The organism is Burkholderia sp. Ac-20379 (assembly GCF_017104645.1).
Taxonomy (GTDB): Bacteria; Pseudomonadota; Gammaproteobacteria; order Burkholderiales; family Burkholderiaceae; genus Burkholderia.
Map to the genome: position 1 here is coordinate 1 of NZ_JAAGPF010000684.1, position 1,561 is coordinate 1,561.

General features: G+C 74.3%; 2 protein-coding genes and 1 pseudogene. All 3 read left to right on the forward strand.

The window, feature by feature from the left end; genetic code table 11:
• Positions 1–157: pseudogene (locus G3N92_RS33920) on the forward strand (cobalamin biosynthesis bifunctional protein CbiET); the annotation flags it as partial.
• A complete protein-coding gene (locus G3N92_RS33925) occupies positions 157–1,269 on the forward strand; it encodes a cobalt-precorrin-5B (C(1))-methyltransferase (RefSeq protein WP_206131854.1) in 1,113 nt (370 codons plus the stop codon). The pseudogene G3N92_RS33920 and the gene G3N92_RS33925, both read left to right, overlap by 1 nt.
• On the forward strand, positions 1,266–1,561 hold a 296-nt coding region (locus G3N92_RS33930), incomplete at its 3' end, for a precorrin-6A/cobalt-precorrin-6A reductase (RefSeq protein ID WP_206131855.1). The genes G3N92_RS33925 and G3N92_RS33930, both read left to right, overlap by 4 nt.

Sequence of the window (1,561 nt, forward strand, 5' to 3'; positions counted from 1 at the left end):
CGAAGCCGCGTTTCTTGCCTGGCGCGAGCGGCACGGCGGCTCGCTGACGCGCCTCGCGCTGGCCACGGCCGCGCCGCTTGGCGGCTTCGACACCTGGCGGCAGGCCTTGCCGGTCACGCTGTACGAGGTTCGCAAGCCGCGCGCGGAGGGCGCCTGATGCGCGAGGAAACGGCCGAACAGCCCGCGCCGCTGCGCAGCGGCTACACCACCGGCAGTTGCGCGACGGCCACCTCGCTGGCCGCCGCGCGCCTGCTGCTGACGGGGCAGGCCGGCGAGACGAGCGCGATCGTGCTGCCCAAGGGCCAGCACGTGACGATGCGGCTTGTGTATTGCCGCCGTGCGCCCGCGGGCACGGCCGCCGATGCGGCCGACACCGCCGAGGCCGGCACCGTCAAGGACGCGGGCGACGATCCCGATGTGACGCACGGCGCGGTCGTCTATGCGCGCGTGACGCTCGCGGCGCAGCCCGGCGTTCGCTTCCATGCAGCCGATGGCGTGGGCACCGTCACGCGGCCCGGCCTGACGCTGGCGGTCGGCGAGCCGGCCATCAACCCGGTGCCGCGCCGCATGATGACCGAGCACCTGCTGCAACTGGCGGCCGAGCACGGCTACGCGGGCGGCTTCGAGGTGGCGATCGGCGTGGAGGGCGGCGCGGCGCTCGCGCTGAAAACCATGAACCCGCGGCTCGGGATCGTCGGCGGGCTGTCGATCCTCGGCACCACCGGCATCGTGCGGCCGTTCTCGTGCTCGGCCTATATCGCGTCGATCCATCAGGGCATCGACGTGGCGCGCGCCAACGGCGTCGCGCACATCGCCGCCTGCACCGGCAACGCCAGCGAGGACGCGATGCGCGCGCACTACGGCCTGCCCGAGATCGCGATGATCGAGATGGGCGATTTCGCCGGCGCGGTGCTCAAGCATCTGCGCCGCGCGCCGGTCGCGCGCGTGAGCCTGTGCGGCGGCTTCGGCAAGTTCTCGAAGCTCGCGGCCGGCCACATGGATCTGCACAGCCGCCATTCGAGCATCGACCTGCCGCAACTGGCCGGCTGGGCCGCCGACGCGGGCGCCGACGCGGCGCTTCAGCAGGCGATGCTGGCCGCCAACACCAGTCAACAGGCGCTCGCGCTGGCCCACGCGGCCGGCGTGCCGCTCGGCGACGCCGTCTGCGCCCAGGCGCTGGCGGTGGCGCGCGCGATCGTGCCCGACGGCGTGGCCGTGGAGGTGTTCGCGATCGATCGGCAGGGCGGCTTCGTGGGGCGCGCACGATGAACGACACTCCCTTCCATGCCGATGCCCCGCGCATCCTGCTGCTGGGCGGCACCGGCGACGCGCTGAAGGTGGCGCGCACGCTGCCCGCGTCGGCCGTCTACAGCCTCGCGGGCCTCGGCAAGACGCCCGAGGGCCTGACTTGCGGCGTGCGCATCGGCGGCTTCGGCGGCGCCGACGGGCTGGCGGCCTACATCCGCGAGCACGGCATCGCGCTGGTGGCCGACGCCACCCATCCGTACGCGGCGCGGATCAGCGCCAACGCGGCGGCGGCCTGCGCCGCGACCGGCACGCC